This window comes from Tenacibaculum profundi (genome assembly GCF_052050075.1).
Classification (GTDB): Bacteria; Bacteroidota; Bacteroidia; order Flavobacteriales; family Flavobacteriaceae; genus Polaribacter.
Genome location: NZ_CP197225.1, coordinates 320931 through 338973, shown reverse-complemented (window position 1 = coordinate 338973; position 18043 = coordinate 320931). Strand labels below are relative to the sequence as shown.

Here is an 18043-nt window from a genome sequence, read left to right as displayed (position 1 = left end):
TACCGTCTAGTTTAAAAAAATAATATAATAAATTATATCTTGAAAAAAAAGCAATTAGTAATTCTGTCGGGTGCTGGAATAAGTGTCGAAAGCGGAATTAATACTTTTAGGGATACCGATGGTTTATGGGAGGGTCATGATATTTACGAAGTAGCTTCCCCGATAGGATTTCAAAAGAACCCTGAATTGGTATTAGATTTTTATAATCAACGAAGAAAACAACTTTTAGAGGTTTCACCAAATAAAGGACATAAAAACTTAGTGAAGTTGGAAGAAACATTTGATGTTCATATTATTACTCAAAATGTAGATGATCTACATGAGCGTGCAGGGAGTTCTAACGTAATACATCTTCATGGAGAATTACGTAAAGCAAGAAGTACTATAGATAAAAACCTAGTATATAATTGGGACAAGGATATCATTTTAGGTGATTTATGTGAAAAACAATCACAACTGAGACCACATATTGTTTGGTTTGGAGAAGATGTTCCTTTACTGGAAAAAGCTTTAAAAATTACTATGAAGGCTGATATTTTAATAATCATTGGAACTTCAATGCAAGTATATCCTGCAGCAAGTTTAATAGAATACGTAGATCCTTCTACTCCTATTTACTTCATTGACCCAAATCCTGCAATAACTGGAAACACCTTTGATAATTTAACAATTATTAAAGACATTGCTAGTTCTGGTACTGATCAGTTAGTTAAAGTATTAACCAGGTAAAATGATTACGAAGCTGTAATCAATCCTTTAAAATATTCATATAGTTCACCTTTTGAAATATTGCTTCCTTTTTCAATTAAATCAAAAATTTCAGCATTACGCTCTCTTTGATATATTTTATTACCTTGCAAAATATCAACAGTGGAATCTAACGAATTTTTCAATAACCATTGATAACCTTTACTTTCCATTAAGTTAATGCTATCATTGTTTATTTGTATAACAATTCTGTAAATTTTTTTATCTTCACATTTAAACAAATTGATGCTATTTGATGAAAAGTGTTCTAAATACTCAGTTCTTTTTAAAACATCATCCCAAACGATATCGCTAAAAATATTCATTTCCTCTTCAGCAACATGAGGTTTTTCTTGTTTGATTTGATTCCACTCATTTACATCGATACTCTGAGAAGCTAAAAATTGAGCAAACTCTCTATGTAAACTTTCAAATTGTTCTTTAGTCAGTTGTCTATACTTCATTCTTAACATATATAAGAGCAACCAAAGATAATCGATTGCTCTTTAAAATTAAGGGAACTTTTACAAAAAACTAACGTGTTACCGTTCCAGAAATAGCAGCTACTGGTCCTGTTCCCATAATTAATGTTTCATGATGATTAGCATCTGTCGGTACCTTATGAGCTAACGGTTTTAGGGTAAAGGGGGCTGAACTATTATCTGGACTTGGCTCAACTGAAATCACAATAGTAGATCCTTTTAAATCGGTTGGAAAGGTAAGTCCTACAGGAGCATTTTGAATAAAATCTTCTCCTGGATACCCTGGACCATTATTTAAATCTCCTTTAAAATTTGATATTTCGGCGTTATCATCAGCTGAACCTACAGCTGTAAATGTACCTGTACTAACAGGAATTCCGTTCAATACCGTCCATCCTTCGTATTTCCATCCAGCTGAAAGTGTCGGTAACGTTAACCCCGCAGTAGGGCTTCCACTTGTTAAATCTAAAAACCACACACCGCTAAACTCATTATTATTTTCTCCATCGGTTGGTGTAGCTAAGATATATTTACCTTTTGAATTAGAGAAATCTCCAACGATTCCAGTAGAGGAAAGACCTGCCGAGTTACCTGAAAAGTCTCCTGCTAAAAGTTTTGTCGCTGCTGGTGCAGGATCAGGATCGTCTGCTGGTTCAATTGACAATACGAATGTTGTTGCTGAAGCCAATACATTTGACTCTATTGGGAAAGAAGTTTGTGATAAGGCTCCTCGATCGTCTGCAGTAAATACACCTGTTGAAACAGGTGCACCGTTAACGATAACCCATCCTTCATATTTATAATCTGAACCAAGGTTTTCTAAACCATTAATATCTAGCTTTAGATTTCCCATAATTGGTACTAGATTATTATCATTTTCATCACTACAAGAAGTTAAAGTAACTGCTGCTATGGCTAATAAGCCTAAAAAAAATTTCCTCATTGATTTTGTATTAAAATTACATTAAACAAAGTTATTTTAGACTTTTTTAAAGAAATGTCAGCTAGCTTACATTTAAGCAGTTTTTTTTAATATTCTTAATTCTTTTCTATTAAAATCAATTATATTTTCTTGTTTAAGCTCATTCATAAGAGCATTTAAGGTAGGGCGAGAAGTTCCAATTAATGTAGCTATATCTTTTTGAGTATACGGATGTTTAATAATATGATCTCCTGTTTTTTCACATTCATATCCATAATCTTCGCATAGTTCGTCAAAAAACTCCAACAAACGTGTTTTAGTATCTTTAAACAAAAGTAATTGCAACCTACGCTCTAATCTTTTAATTCGAATGCCTATAAACTTATATACCTTAAAACTTATAGTTACATTATCTCTCATTAGATTATACATGGTATCTTTTGAAACCGGACAAACTAGTGTTTCATTATCAATTGATTGAGCAAATTCATTTCTTTTTTCTATGCCTAAAATAGCTTTTTCTCCAAACATCTCACCTTTGGTAAGAATTGCCTTTATGATTTCTTTACCGTCTTCCGTATAGTATCCTATTTTTACTTTGCCACTATCAATCAAATAAATTTTATTTGCGGCATCTTCCTCGAAGTATATATAGTCACTCTTTTTATAATTATTGAATGCATGCTTTTTTTTATAAGCAGGATATTTATGAGGACAAAGTATCTTAAATAGATTTATATTTTCAAAGTACCAAAATGTGTTCATAATTCATAGTTTTAATTATCAAAAGATTATGATTAAAATACAACAATTTTTTATTGACACTTTTCTATTGATTTTTATAAAATCGTTTAAAGCTACAAAGAGAAATTATTTTTATTTAACTATCTAGTCTAAGATACAATAAAATCATTACAAAACCCCTGATAATCAGCAGTGCTTTGTATTTAATTAAAATGATGAATTTTAAGAGTTTTGCTTCTTTATTAAATTCAATGCAGAACCTTCTTTATACCAATCTATCTGACCTTTATTGTAGGTGTGCTTGGCAATAATAGAATCTGTTGAACCATCTTTATGGACTACTTCAATAATTAAAGGTTTGTTCGGAGCAAATTCAGACAAATTTATAAAGTTAAATGTATCATCTTCTTGAATAAGATCATAATCATTTTCATTAGCAAATGTTAAGCCTAACATGCCTTGCTTTTTCAAGTTTGTTTCATGAATACGAGCAAACGATTTAACTAAAACTGCTGCTACACCCAAATGACGAGGTTCCATCGCCGCATGTTCACGAGAAGACCCCTCGCCATAATTATGATCACCTACAACAATTGTTTTAATACCTTTAGCTTTATAATGTCTTTGTACTTTTGGAACTGCGTCATACTCACCTGTTATTTGATTTTTAACAAAATTAGTGTGTTTATTAAAAGCATTAACAGCACCGATAAGCATATTATTCGATATATTATCTAAGTGCCCTCTATAGCGTAACCATGGACCAGCCATAGAAATATGATCTGTGGTACACTTTCCATATGCTTTTATCAATAACTTAGCTTTTTCAATTTTATTACCCAAAGGAACAAAGGGTGTTAATAATTCAAGACGCTCTGAATTCGGGTCAACGATAACCTCAATATGACTTCCATCTTCTTCAGGGGCAAAATAACCATTTTCTTTTACCTCAAACCCTTTTGGTGGTAGCTCCCACCCTGTTGGTTCGTCGAGCATTACTTCTTTACCTTCTTTATTAATTAAGCTATCTGTCATTGGGTTAAAGTCTAATCTTCCCGCAATGGCAATGGCTGCAACTATTTCTGGAGAAGCTACAAAAGCATGCGTATTAGGGTTTCCATCCGCTCTTTTTGCAAAGTTTCTATTAAATGAATGTACAATACTATTCTTAGGTGCTTCTTTAGGGTCTTCATAACGAGCCCATTGCCCAATACATGGTCCACAAGCATTGGTAAAAATAGTAGCATCTAATCTTTCGAAAATTTCTAAAATACCGTCTCTTTCAGCTGTATAGCGTACTTGTTCTGATCCTGGATTAATTCCAAATTCAGCTTTGGTTACCAATCCTTTATCTAAAGCTTGCTGTGCTATTGACGAAGCACGTGATAAGTCTTCGTAAGAAGAATTTGTGCAAGATCCAATTAACCCCCATTCTACTTTTATTGGCCAATCATTATCAGTTGCCTTTTCTTTAATTTCTTTTCCAACTTTCGAGGATAAATCAGGCGTGAAAGGACCATTTAATAAAGGTGTTAATTCCGATAAATTTATTTCGATTACTTGATCAAAATATTCTTCTGGACTATTGTATACTTCAGGATCTGCAGTGAGATATTCTCTTATTTCATTTGCAGCATCAGCAACATCGGCTCTATCAGTTGCGCGTAAATAACGCTCCATCGTTTCATCATAACCAAAAGTAGAAGTGGTTGCTCCAATTTCTGCACCCATATTACAAATAGTACCTTTTCCTGTACATGACATTGCAGTTGCTCCTGGTCCAAAATATTCAACAATAGCCCCTGTACCGCCCTTTACAGTTAATATTTCTGCTACTTTTAAAATAACATCTTTTGGTGCTGTCCATCCTGATAATTTTCCAGTTAACTTGACGCCAATTAATTTCGGAAACTTCAACTCCCAAGGCATTCCTGCCATAACATCAACGGCATCTGCTCCACCGACACCAATAGCAACCATACCTAAACCTCCTGCATTTACTGTATGAGAATCAGTACCTATCATCAATCCTCCTGGAAAAGCATAATTCTCTAGAACTACCTGATGAATAATTCCTGCACCTGGCTTCCAAAAACCAATACCATACTTATTTGAAACAGACTCCAAAAAATTAAAAACTTCATTACTGTTATTTAATGCTGATTGTAAATCTTTTGTTGCTCCCAATTTTGCTTGTATCAAGTGATCACAATGTACTGTGGTAGGAACAGCTACTTTATCTTTACCTGCTTGCATAAATTGTAATAAAGCCATTTGTGCTGTAGCATCTTGGCAAGCAACACGGTCTGGAGCAAAATCAACATAGTCTTTACCTCTAATAAATACTTTATTTATATTAAAATCCCATAAATGAGCATACAAGATTTTTTCTGCTAAAGTAAGAGACTTACCTGTTATTTTTTTAGCTGCCTCCACTCTTTCGGGAAATTTTGAATAAACCTTCTTAATCATCTGAATATCAAAAGCCATATAAGTATATTATTTTTCGTTACATCACGAATTTAAAAAAAATAGTATTGAAATAGTAGAAATAGTTAATTGTAAAAGTTATAACAATATAGTTAAAACTTATGAATTTTAATTACACAATAGTATCTATAAATATAAAAGTTCAAGATTTTACTCGAACTTTTATATACACTTAATAATTTTTTTGTTTCTATTACTCTTAATTACAATTAGGTATCGACCATTCTATCTTTTTACTACAACCATTTGATCCTTTTATTGAAACAGTTACTAAAGCAATAATATTACCATTTGAATCAGGTTTTATATTGAATCGCTTTATTTTAAGTGGTAAGTCTTGTAAATAATACGTTCCTATATACTCTTCAGAATTATACAGCTCAAATTTATCACTTGCTTTTTTTGTATGATCAAAATTTACTATTAAATCATAGGTTCCAGAACCATCATTATAACATCCTGCCGGAGAAACACTTAAATTAGTAATTTCGCATACATCGTCAGAACAATTAGGCACTGCCCATTCTTTTTCTAAATAGCAATTAACATTATCTATCATTTTGATCATTATGTAATCCATTCCCTGATTTCCTTGACCTTGTGAATTAAAAGGGTAATTTTTAATATAAATCGGTAAATCAGATAGCCTATACTGACCTAAATGTGTATTTCTATCATAAACATCAAACTTAACAATGGTAGGGTCACTGTATTGTCTTGTATTAAAATCAAAATTAACCCCCAATCCATAAGTACCATCGCCATTACAAACCTCGAAATCAGTAGTTAAATTAGTTATTGCACAAACATTATCTGAACAATTAGGTACTGGCCATTCTTTTTCTAGATAACAGTTCACATTATCTGCCATTTTGATCTTTATATAATCCATCCCCTGATTTCCTTGACCTTGTGAATTAAAAGGATAGTTTTGAATATAAATCGGTAAATCAGATAACCTATACTGACCTAAATGTGTATTTCTATCATAAACATCAAACTTAACAATGGTAGGGTCACTGTATTGTCTTGTATTAAAATCAAAATTAACCCCCAGTCCATAAGTACCATCGCCATTACAAACCTCGAAATCAGTAGTTAAATTAGTTATTGCACAAACATTATCTGAACAATTAGGTACTGGCCATTCTTTTTCTAAATAACAGTTCACATTATCTGCCATTTTGATCTTTATATAATCCATCCCCTGATTTCCTTGGCCCTGTGAATTAAAAGGATAGTTTTGAATATAAATCGGTAAATCAGATAACTTGTACTGACCTAAATGTGTATTTCTATCATAAACATCAAAATTAAAAGCAGTAGGGTCACTATACTGACTTGTATTAAAATCAAAATTAACACCTAATCCATAGGTACCATTATCATTACAAACCTCAAAATCAGTAGTTAAATTAGTGATACCACAATCATCATCAGAACAATTAGGTACTGCCCATTCTTTTTCTAAATAACAGTTCGCATTATCTGCCATTTTGATCTTTATATAATCCATCCCCTGATTTCCTTGACCCTGTGAATTAAAAGGATAGTTTTGAATATAAATCGGTAAATCAGATAACTTGTACTGACCTAAATGTGTATTTCTATCATAAACATCAAACTTAAAAGCAGTAGGGTCACTATACTGACTTGTATTAAAATCAAAATTAACACCTAATCCATAGGTACCATTATCATTACAAACCTCAAAATCAGTAGTTAAATTAGTGATACCACAATCATCATCAGAACAATTAGGTACTGGCCATTCTTTTTCTAAATAACAGTTCGCATTATCTGCCATTTTGATCTTTATATAATCCATCCCCTGATTTCCTTGACCTTGTGAATTAAAAGGATAGTTTTGAATATAAATCGGTAAATCAGATAACTTGTACTGACCTAAATGCGTATTTCTATCATAAACATCAAACTTAAAAGCAGTAGGGTCACTATATTGACTTGTATTAAAATCAAAATTAACACCCAATCCATAGGTACCATCATCATTACAAACCTCAAAATCAGTAGTTAAATTAGTGATACCACAATCATCATCAGAACAATTAGGTACTGGCCATTCTTTTTCTAAATAACAGTTCGCATTATCTGCCATTTTGATCTTTATATAATCCATCCCCTGATTTCCTTGACCTTGTGAATTAAAAGGATAGTTTTGAATATAAATCGGTAAATCAGATAACTTGTACTGACCTAAATGCGTATTTCTATCATAAACATCAAACTTAAAAGCAGTAGGGTCACTATATTGACTTGTATTAAAATCAAAATTAACACCCAATCCATAGGTACCATCATCATTACAAACCTCAAAATCAGTAGTTAAATTAGTGATACCACAATCATCATCAGAACAATTCAAACGATTCCACTCAATTTCTGATTCACATTTTGCCATTCCATCAATAGATACTTTTATAAACTCAGATGTTTGACTTTGTTTAGATTTATATACTATTTTAAGAGGTAGTTTATTTAATTCATATTTTCCTATTATAGTGTCTCTGTTTGAAATAGAAAAACTATCCGATGAAGTATTTTCATAATCAAAATCGATTGTTACATAATAATTCTCTTCATCAATGCAATCGCCAGACTCGACCGTAAGACCTGAAATTGAACAGACTTTAACAACTTCGTCATCACATTGAATAAAAAAAACTAAAAAGCATAAACCAATAAAAATTGTCTTTTTAAAAAAATGTGTCATAAATTTTGTTTTAGGGGATTAGATAAAAGAAAGTAACATATTGATATTATGAATTTTACCAAATATAACAAAATTTATGTTTTTTTTAACAATTATTATTAAACTTTAATTTCTATATCTGTTAAAGGAATACTGCAGCAAGACAATATATACCCTTTTTGTTTATTTTCTTCTAAAAGAGCTTCCGAATTCGATTGGTCCACCTCACCTGATTTTAATAGGACTCTACATTTACCACATATTCCTACTCTACATTTACTTGGAATAATGATATCATTATTTTCTAGCTGATCAAGCAAGAAAGATTGGTTATCGCCTGTAAATTGTTTTTTTTCGTTAACTCTAACGAAAATTTCTTTCTTCTTTCTCAAAACAATTTCTTTGGGAGTAAACTGTTCTTTAAAAATTTGATCTTTTGTTAAACCTAAAGAAATTAGTATTTCATAAGCAATATTCATGAATGCGTTAGGTCCACAAACATAAACATCCCTTTCTGTTGTTTTGGGTATTTTTAAAAGATGATTTAATGAAATTCTTCCCTTCAATCCACCCCAATCTTTAGAAGGCCTACTTAAAGAGATATAGAAATGGAAACCTTTATACTGTTCTTTCAAATTATAAAAGAAGTTAAGAAAAGGAATATCCTGTTCTTCTTTACATTGATGATATAATACAACATCATTAAGTGTTTTTATATCATTTAAATAAGATAATATTGAAATCATTGGAGTTATACCACTTCCTGCCGAAATTAATAATATTGGTTTATGTGCATCTTGAATATAAAACCTCCCGTCAGGTTTATCAGCTAAAATACAATCTCCAATCATTAAATTATCATGAAGATAATTCGAAACAATTCCATTTTTAATTCTTTTTACGGAAATCGAAAACATATTCTTATTCATTGGACTTGAAGAAATCGTATAATTCCGACACTGTATTTTATTTTCTATATTTAATTTAATTGGTAAATATTGACCTGCTGAAAATTCAGGTAAATTACTAAAGTCTTCTTTTTTCCTAAAATAAAAAGAAATAAAATCACGACTAATTTTTTCTTTTTTAATAAGTACAAGTTCGTTGATGACATCCATATTGTTCTGATAGTCTTCAACTTCTTTAAATTCAATAACCGTAACTGGGTCATTAACATCGATATTACCTTCATTAAGGGCAATGACATTCTGACCGAAAAAAACATCTCCTTCACCATTAGATCTAAATTTACTTAACGTTTTCATTGGTTCTTTAAGTGTATTAGGAATAGATGTTATTGGATCAATTGTTGTCAAAATACACCTTGCACAGGGACTTACTACTTCGAAAAGAACTTCTCCTATTTTTATGATTTTCCAATAATCTTCCTCAAAAGCAATATCATTCGAAACAATAATATTTGGTCTAAACTGCTCCATTTTATTGATTATTGAACTTCTTCTATTAAGCTCTCTCAAGGATGCCTCCGATATAAGTAATAACGGGTAACCATCAGCAAAAGATAATTTAGATTTGGTGTGTTTACCTATTCTTTTTGGATCATCTGAAATGTAAATAAGTTTCGCGGGTATTTCTATTACTTTTGAAATAAATTCATCTAACGCTTTATTTGTTTCATATGCAACAAACTTATCATCCCATACTTTTGTCTTTTTTTCCTTTAATGAAAAAGAATCAAAATTAACCTTTATTTCACCAAATTTCATATGCTTTAATGTGATTTTTTGATTGTTAATCAACACTTTAACTTGAAGTAATTCAGGATATTTTCTTGATGTTATCATAGCTCCATCTTTATGAATAACCATAAAACGTCTATCATTTTTTAACCCTAGAAATTCAACAAAACTAGAATCTATATGCACGCCTTTTGCTGATTTTAAAGGATATATATACAAACCACTAACTTTTGACATAAACTTAACTTTAATCTATTATTAATAAAAAACTAGACTTTATTTCCGAATAATTTCAGAAATGTAAAAGAATAAAAATATGAAAAGGAAAAAATTAAAAATAAATTATACAATATGATTGTTGCAATATTTACAAAAAAAGTAAACTAAATCTAAAAGTATATTTTATTTTTTTATTATTGTTTAATGAAATTCCATTAAAAGAGTCTTTAAATTAAAAAGTCTGAACAGTATAGTTCAGACTTTTTAATTCTTTATGTTTTATTTTTTTAAACAACAAGTTTTTTCTGAGAAGGTTTGAATTTTGTTAATACAATTCCTTTTACAGCAGCTTGGTACTCTTCTAATGTTGGAGTTCTTCCTAAAATCGAAGATAGTACAACTACCGGAGTTGACGATAGTAGTGATTCTCCTTTTTTCTCTTTTGAATCTCTTACAACACGACCTTGGAATAAACGAGTTGAAGTTGCCATTACAGTATCTCCTGCTTCAGCTTTTTCCTGATTCCCCATACAAAGGTTACACCCAGGGCGCTCTAAATACAATACATTTTCATATTTTGTTCGTGCTGCTGATTTTGGTGCATTATCATCAAATACAAAGCCTGAATATTTAGCTAGCACATCCCAATCTCCCTCAACTTTTAACTCATCCACAATATTATATGTTGGAGGTGCAACAACTAATGGCGCATTAAATTTAACCTCACCTTGCTGAGCTTCGATATTTTTCAACATCTGGGCTAAAATTTTCATATCTCCTTTATGGATCATACAAGATCCAACAAATCCTAAATCAACTTTCTTAGTTCCTCCATAGAAAGATAATGGTTGAATATTATCATGTGTATAACGTTTTGAAACATCTTCATTATTTACATCTGGATCGGCAATCATAGGCTCTACAATCTTGTCTAAATCAATTACAACTTCAGCATAATATTTAGCATCAGCATCTGGCCTTAGAGCCGATCTACTTCCTGATTCTAATTCAGCAATTCGGTTGTTAGCTTTATTTATTAAACCTTGTAAAACTTGCTTTTCGTTATCCATTCCTTTATCGATCATAATTTGAATACGATCTCTAGAGATTATTAGTGATTCAATCAATGTTGCATCTTCAGAAACACAAATTGAAGCTTTTGCCTTCATTTCGGCAGTCCAATCTGTAAATGTAAATGCTTGATCAGAGGTTAATGTACCAATGTGAACCTCTATAATTCGTCCTTGGAAAACATTCTCTCCTTCAAACTGATCTAACATTTGTTGTTGCGTTGCGTGAACTACATCTCGGAAATCCATATAAGGAACCATATCTCCTTTAAAAGTTACTTTAACCGACTCAGGAATTGGCATAGTTGCTTCACCTGTTGCTAGTGCTAAAGCTACTGTTCCTGAATCCGCTCCGAAAGCAACCCCTTTAGCCATTCTTGTATGTGAATCTCCACCAATAATAATATCCCAATCATCAACAGCAATATCATTTAATACTTTATGGATTACGTCGGTCATTGAATGATATATTCCTTTGGGGTCACGACCCGTAATTAAACCGAAGTCATTCATAAACTTCATTAATCTTGGAATATTAGCCTTAGATTTATCATCCCAAACAGAAGCTGTATGACATCCTGATTGATACCCAGCATCTACGATTGGAGAAATTATTGTAGCTGCCATCATTTCTAACTCTTGGGAAGTCATTAATCCTGTTGTATCTTGAGATCCTACGATGTTTACTTCAACACGCGTATTTGAGCCTGCATGCAAGGTAACTCCTGGTGTATTTCCTACAGCATTCCTATTAAAAATTTTCTCTACTGCAGTTAACCCTTGTCCATCAATAGATATTTCCTTTGAAGGAGCATATACTTGTGGAACATCAATTCCTAATACTTTACAAGCAAATGTTTGTAATTTCTTTCCGAAGACAACCGCATAAGACCCTCCTGCTTTAATGAACTCCATTTTCTGAGGAGTCAATGCAGTTGAAATGTCTTTAAGCTCTGTATCTCCGTTATATAGTTTTTTCTTTTTGGTATTAATTGTAAGAACTGTTCCCGTTTTAACAGAATAAACTTCTTTTAAAATTGGATCTCCTTCTTCATCAACAATGGTATTTCCATTCTCGTCTTTTTGCTTCACCCAGTTCTTTAAATCGATTCCAATTCCTCCAGTCACGCCTACTGTGGTTAAAAAAATTGGGGCGATTCCATTTGTACCAGCAATTACTGGTGCAATATTTATAAACGGCACATATGGGCTTGAAGAAATACCTGTCCATAATGCTACATTATTCACACCTGACATACGAGAAGAACCAACTCCCATTGTTCCTTTCTCAGCAATTAACATTACGCGTTTGTCTGGGTGTTGTTCTTTTAAAGCAAGAACTTCCTTTTGCATATCTTTATTATGCTCAAAAATAGATTGTCCATGTAATTCACGGTCAGATCTTGAGTGAGCATCCGCCCCTGGAGATAATAAATCCGTTGAAATATCACCAACCCCAGCAATATAAGTAACTACTTGAATTTCCTCTTGTACTTCAGGTAATTTTGTAAAGAATTCAGCTTGAGCGTAGCTTTCGATAATTTCTTTCGCTAAAGTATTTCCTTCTTTCATAGCGTTTTCTAAACGCTCTGTATCCGCTTCATATAAAAAAACTTGAGTTTTTAAAACCTTTGTAGCGGCTTCGGCTGTTTCATCCTTATCACCTAAAGCTAAATCTAATAACACTTGAACAGAAGGTCCTCCTTTCATGTGTGATAATTGCTCAAATGCGAAATCAGGTGTAATTTCTTTCACTACAGATTCTCCAAGAATTATTTCTTTTAAAAATTTTGCCTTTACAGCAGCGGCACTTGTTGTACCTGGTAATGTATTATAGATAAAGAAATTAAGAGATTCTTCTCGATGAATATTATTTTCATCTTTGATTTGTGTAATGATTTCACTTAATAATTCAGCTCCATCTATTGGCTTTGGATGAAGTCCTTGAGTTTTTCGTTCTTCAATCTCCCTTAAATAATCTTTGTATGTGTTCATAAATATAGAAGTCTTTTCTTTTTGAAAAAGTTAGTGATTGTCGTATTTATTAATACTTTTATTAAAATGTTAATGTCTTTTCTGATCGTTGATAATTCAACCTAATTGCATATTAACAGAACATCATAAAACCTTGTGATTCACAACAGATATTTAGGTGTTTGTACTATTATAAATATTTTACATTTAAATACCAGTAACCGTAAAGCACATAAGTAATTAATGTTAGTTTTTGCTTCACAAAAGTACGATTTTACTTAATAATTTAAAAATATACAACAGAATATGGTTATTAATAACAAATAACCAAAAAACATACCTTTATTTAAGAATTAAACAACACATGAGTGTTTATTTTTATATTAATTTAATAATATAATAATTTAAGAGTAAATTTTACACTTACTTTTTTTTATACTCGTTCTAAATAACATTTATCAAAAATAAAAGTAGCTCAATAAGCCGGATTCTGTTCCTCTATTAAGAGGCTCTTATCATTTATCTAGTCTTAATATTGCTATTAAAATCAATCTGCCTACCCCTTAGAATCGTGCGAGCAGCACTCAAGCTCTAATATACGTGACATTGCACCACATAGAGTTTACCTGATTTCACTACAGCATAACCTGTACATTCTTTCTGTTGCACTTGTCCTCGATTTGCATCGGACGGACGTTATCCGCTATGTATGCTCTACGGTGTCCGGACTTTCCTACTTAGTTAAAATAACTAAGTCGATAAGATAGAGCTACTTATTATTTTTAATTTTATTATAAAAAACTCACTCAAAAGAGTGGACAATTACTATGAATAAATACTAATATTACTTAGTAGATTTCACAAATATAATTTTTTTATTTTGTTTAAAATATTTAAAACATAATCTAAATTAAATAAAAAACCTACTAATTATTTCATTAAGTAGGTTTTTATTTTGTTTATTTTATCTCAATTTTAAGAGAACATGTCTTTCACTTTTTCAAAAAATGATTTATCCGATTTTTGAGGATTTGGATTAAAGTTATCATCATTGAGCATTGATTCAAAGAACTTACGTTGATCTTTTGTTAACTCTTGTGGAGTCCATACATTAATATGTATTAAAAAGTCTCCTGTACCATAATGTTCAATGCTTGGTAAACCTTTACCTTTTAAACGTAGAATTTTACCTGACTGTGTACCTGGTTCTATTTTTATTTTTACTTTTCCCGTAACGGTTTCTATTTCTTTAGAAACACCTAGTACGGCCTCAGAGAAACTTACATATAAATCGTAATGTATATTACTACCTTCTCTTTTTAAATTATCATGTTGTATCTCCTCAATAACTACTAATAAATCTCCTGGTATTGAATTTTTACCTGGAGCCTCATTTCCTTTTCCTCCTACTTTTAATTGAACTCCTTCTGACACACCTTCCGGTATGTTAATTGATACTGTTTCTTCTTTAACAATCATTCCTTGAGTATCAGCTCCTGAAGGCTTTTTATCAAGAATTTCTCCCGCTCCATGACATGAGCTACAAGTTGTAGCTGCTTGCATTCGTCCAAGAATTGTATTGGTTACACGCATCTGCTGTCCTGTACCATTACATGTAGAACATGTTTTGTAAGTTACTCCAGTTGCTTGGATTTTTCTTCTTACTTTTACTTTTTTCTCTACGCCTTTAGCTATTTCCGCTAAGGTGAGTTTAACACGTATTCTTAAATTACTTCCTTTAACTCTAGCCTGGCGTTGACCTCCACCTCCGAAGCCACCGAAACCGCCACCAAAAGCACCTCCAAAAATATCTCCAAACTGACTAAAGATATCATCCATGTTCATACCACCACCGCCAAATCCTTGACCTCCTTCAAATGCTGCATGACCATATTGATCGTAACGAGCCTTTTTGTTTTCATCACTTAAAACTTCATATGCTTCTGCTGCCAATTTGAATTTTTCCTCTGCGTCTTTATTATCGGGATTCTTATCAGGGTGGTATTTGATAGCCATTTTCCTGTAGGCTTTTTTTATCTCTCCTTGAGAAGCCGATTTTGAAATTCCTAAAATCTCGTAATAATCTTGTTTTGCCATATATTTTTAATTGACAATTAATTATAAATAATTAATTGGTAATTACTATCATATCATTTTAAGCTTGTCCTATAACCACTTTTGGATGACGTATAATTTTATCGCCCAATTTATATCCCTTTTCAACACAATCGATAATTTTTCCTTTTAAATCGTCACTTGGTGCTGGTATCTGAGTGATAGCATCATGTAATTCTGAGTCAAAAATATCACCTGGATTAACATCCATTTCGGTTAGTCCTTTCTGAGTTAACGTGTTTTTTAGTTTGTTACTAATTAACTCCATACCTTTAAGCAGTTCTGAATCCTCATTTTTCTTAATTTCTGCCAAACCTCTATCAAAATCATCCATAATTGGCAGTAATGCTGTCATTAATTCCTGACTTGCTGTTTTAAATAGCTCTATTCGCTCTTTTGACGTTCGTTTTTTATAATTTTCAAATTCAGCAAAAAGTCTTAGATATTTGTTTTTTTCAGCTTGTAACTTTTCTTCATTCGTCGATTCTTCAGACTTAACTTCTTCTTCAACAATCTCTTTGTCTTGATTATCAATATCTTCAATAGTTTTATCATCTAATTCAGAATTCTCTATTGAATCTTTTATTTCATCTCCCTTTGTATACTGGTCTTTACTCATTGTAAATCTTTAATCTTTTATTTTTATATCATATAACAAGAATATTGCCATCTATCAAATAATGTCAAATTGACACTTTTGGTAATTCTTTTACTTATTTAATAAATAAATCATTAAGGATTTCACATTTAAAGCTTAAAACACTAAAATTACTTATGTTTTATATTAATTTAAAAATATTAATGTAAAACATATAATAAGTACTTATTGTAAATTAAACAGAAATAAAAATCAAAAGAAGGCTTTTAAAATATTCTATGTAAAATCAAATAATATTGAATTTATTTTTAAACATCAATCCTTTCAATTTTCGCACCTAATGCTTTTAATCGAGCTTCAATATTTTCATAACCTCGATCAATTTGTTCAATATTATGAATAATACTAGTTCCTTTAGCTGATAACGCTGCTATTAATAAAGATATACCTGCTCTAATATCAGGAGAAGTCATTTTAGTAGCTTTCAATTGACTTTTAAAATCATGCCCTATAACCGTAGCTCTATGTGGGTCACATAAAATAACTTTAGCCCCCATATCAATCAATTTATCAACAAAAAACAAACGACTTTCAAACATTTTTTGATGAACTAAAACAGTTCCTTTAGATTGTGTTGCTACTACTAAAATAATACTCAATAAATCAGGAGTAAAACCAGGCCATGGTGCGTCTGAAACAGTTAAAACAGATCCATCTATATAACTTTGAATTTCATATCCTTCTTGTTTAGGAATAAAAATATCATCATCTTTTTTTTGTATTTGGATTCCTAATTTTCTGAACACATTTGGAATTTGTCCTAAATTTTTCCAACTCACATTTTTTATAGTAAGTTCAGATCGTGTCATAGCTGCCATTCCTATCCAGCTACCTACTTCTATCATGTCAGGTAAAATAGTATGCTCTGTTCCTTTTAATTTTGTTACACCTTCAATAGTCAATAAATTAGAACCTACTCCATCTATTTTGGCCCCCATACCATTCAACATTTTTGATAACTGTTGTATATAAGGCTCACATGCAGCATTGTAAATAGTAGTAACTCCTTTTGCTAACACTGCCGCCATAATTATATTAGCTGTACCAGTTACCGAGGCTTCATCTAAAAGCATTTTCGTTCCTTTGAGTCCAGTTTTTGTCTCTACACCATAAAAATATTCTTCTTTATTGTATCTGAAACTTGCTCCCAAATCTATAAAGCCCTGAAAATGAGTATCCAGACGCCTCCTCCCTATTTTATCACCTCCAGGTCTTGGAATATATCCTTTACCAAAGCGAGCCAATAAAGGCCCTACAATCATAATGGAGCCTCTCAAAGAACTTCCATCTTTCTTAAAAGCTGCACTTTCAAGGTATTTTAAATTTAATTCATCAGACTGAAAACTATAACTATTAGTAGTTAATTTTTCAATTTTTACTCCAAGCTCACCTAAAATAAAAATCAATTTGTTCACATCTAATATATTAGGAACATTATTAAGTATTACTTTTTCTGAAGTAAGAAGAACGGCGCATAAAACCTGTAAAGCTTCATTCTTTGCCCCTTGTGGCGTAATAGATCCTTTTAAAGTGTGACCTCCCTCTATTTTGAATGATGCCATTTATTTCTTTCTGTTTTTTTTGTTTATAGATTTTCCTTTATGACCTCCTTGTGTAGTTCTTTTTTTCAGTAAGTTTTTACTTTCAGCCAATTCCTCTGAAGTATTTCTCATATCAATCTTACCTTCTGATAATTCATATAAATGGTCTAATATTACACCATCTTCAACTGTATCTTTATTCCAATTTAAATAACATTTTTTCATATGATTAGCAATCGTGAAAATCAAAGCTTCCTTCATATCTCCTTCCTCCCATGTTAAAGCTACATCAATCATTGTTTGAATATTGGTGCCATAAAAACGATACTTTGAAGCAGATTTGGGGTAATCTAACTTTGTAGGCTTTGCAGTTAATTCTTCTTTAGAAGGCGTTTCATAGGGTGAATCAACATCTAATTTAAAATCAGCCATTATATGCAATTGATCCCAAAGCTTATGTTTGAAGTCAGGTACATCTCGTAAATGAGGTTGTAAGTTTCCCATAACATTTATAATTGCTTTTGCCATGGTATTTCTTTCCTCTTTTTCTTTTAAATCAATACAATGATTGACTAGTTTTTGAATATGACGTCCATATTCTGGTATAATTAATGTTTCTCTTTCTGAGTTATATTCTAAATCAAACATGATCTTGTTTTTATGAAAAT

The 18043-nt window shown here is 31.4% G+C and carries 12 protein-coding genes and 1 other RNA gene; 1 reads left to right on the top strand and 12 read right to left on the bottom strand.

The annotated features are described in order from the left end of the window. Nucleotides 1-39: 39 nt before the first annotated feature. Nucleotides 40-729: an SIR2 family NAD-dependent protein deacylase gene (locus ACSIGE_RS01220; protein ID WP_440880975.1), complete on the top strand. Its 690-nt coding sequence runs from the start codon at nt 40-42 to the stop codon at nt 727-729. Nucleotides 730-734: 5 nt separating this feature from the next. Here ACSIGE_RS01220 and ACSIGE_RS01215 read toward each other — a convergent pair whose 3' ends face one another. The 12 genes from ACSIGE_RS01215 to ACSIGE_RS01160 form a co-directional block, all read right to left on the bottom strand. Next, complete coding sequence (locus ACSIGE_RS01215) at nt 735-1211, bottom strand: DUF6495 family protein (protein ID WP_440880974.1); 477 nt, start codon at nt 1209-1211, stop codon at nt 735-737. A 70-nt stretch (nt 1212-1281) separates the two neighbouring features. Further along, nucleotides 1282-2172: a hypothetical protein gene (locus tag ACSIGE_RS01210; RefSeq protein WP_440880973.1), complete on the bottom strand. Its 891-nt coding sequence runs from the start codon at nt 2170-2172 to the stop codon at nt 1282-1284. A gap of 72 nt (nt 2173-2244) precedes the next feature. Then, nucleotides 2245-2916 carry a Crp/Fnr family transcriptional regulator gene (locus ACSIGE_RS01205; protein WP_440880972.1) on the bottom strand — a complete coding sequence of 224 codons (672 nt, stop codon included), beginning with the start codon at nt 2914-2916 and terminating at the stop codon, nt 2245-2247. A gap of 201 nt (nt 2917-3117) precedes the next feature. Beyond that, nucleotides 3118-5385 (bottom strand): aconitate hydratase, encoded by a 2268-nt coding sequence (locus ACSIGE_RS01200; protein WP_440880971.1) that lies wholly within the window; start codon nt 5383-5385, stop codon nt 3118-3120. 199 nt (nt 5386-5584) lie between these two features. Beyond that, entirely contained in the window at nt 5585-8119 is a 2535-nt protein-coding gene (locus ACSIGE_RS01195; RefSeq protein ID WP_440880970.1) for a hypothetical protein, read from the bottom strand. Between the two features lie 98 nt (nt 8120-8217). Continuing rightward, nucleotides 8218-10035 (bottom strand): MOSC N-terminal beta barrel domain-containing protein, encoded by a 1818-nt coding sequence (locus tag ACSIGE_RS01190; protein WP_440880969.1) that lies wholly within the window; start codon nt 10033-10035, stop codon nt 8218-8220. Between the two features lie 269 nt (nt 10036-10304). Next, nucleotides 10305-13082 (bottom strand): bifunctional aconitate hydratase 2/2-methylisocitrate dehydratase, encoded by a 2778-nt coding sequence (locus ACSIGE_RS01185; RefSeq protein WP_440880968.1) that lies wholly within the window; start codon nt 13080-13082, stop codon nt 10305-10307. A gap of 442 nt (nt 13083-13524) precedes the next feature. After that, an RNA gene (rnpB, locus tag ACSIGE_RS01180) (RNase P RNA component class A) lies at nt 13525-13837 on the bottom strand. A gap of 199 nt (nt 13838-14036) precedes the next feature. After that, on the bottom strand, nt 14037-15158 hold the full coding sequence (gene dnaJ, locus ACSIGE_RS01175; RefSeq protein WP_440880967.1) for a molecular chaperone DnaJ: 1122 nt from the start codon (nt 15156-15158) through the stop codon (nt 14037-14039). A gap of 58 nt (nt 15159-15216) precedes the next feature. After that, on the bottom strand, nt 15217-15795 hold the full coding sequence (locus tag ACSIGE_RS01170; protein ID WP_440880966.1) for a nucleotide exchange factor GrpE: 579 nt from the start codon (nt 15793-15795) through the stop codon (nt 15217-15219). Between the two features lie 287 nt (nt 15796-16082). After that, entirely contained in the window at nt 16083-17396 is a 1314-nt protein-coding gene (murA, locus tag ACSIGE_RS01165) for a UDP-N-acetylglucosamine 1-carboxyvinyltransferase (protein WP_440880965.1), read from the bottom strand. Then, nucleotides 17397-18026 carry a DUF4290 domain-containing protein gene (locus ACSIGE_RS01160; protein WP_440882170.1) on the bottom strand — a complete coding sequence of 210 codons (630 nt, stop codon included), beginning with the start codon at nt 18024-18026 and terminating at the stop codon, nt 17397-17399. It lies immediately after the preceding gene. Nucleotides 18027-18043: the final 17 nt, after the last annotated feature.